At 31.4% G+C, this 328-nt stretch carries 1 pseudogene; it reads left to right on the top strand.

What is annotated here, in order from left to right:
- Positions 1-107 precede the first annotated feature (107 nt).
- A pseudogene (locus tag V7124_RS17610) lies at positions 108-328 on the top strand (site-specific integrase); the annotation flags it as partial.

The following is a 328-nucleotide window of genomic DNA, read 5'->3' as shown; positions in this document are numbered from 1 at the left end:
TCGTTTTTGGATAAATTTTTTGAATAAAAAGGTATGCATATTTTTTGCCAATGTTACTTAACCTATGTTAGTATTTAGTTATGTAACCTATTGTAGGAGGAACTCCCATGGAGTATGTTAATCCCATAAGAGATATAGAAAGTATTAATGCCATAAAGGGCATACTAAGGAATCAATCACAAAGAGATGTATTGCTTTTTGTATTTGGAATTAATACAGGTATAAGGGTTAGTGATTTGCTTTCTTTAAAAATTATCGATGTATGGGATGGGGAGCAGATTAAGGAATTTTTAAATCTAAGGGATGAAAAAAGTGGTTACGTGATGGC

This window comes from Neobacillus niacini (assembly GCF_036961885.1).
Lineage (GTDB): Bacteria > Bacillota > Bacilli > Bacillales > Cytobacillaceae > Neobacillus > Neobacillus niacini_H.
This window is presented reverse-complemented; position numbering and strand designations above follow the sequence as displayed.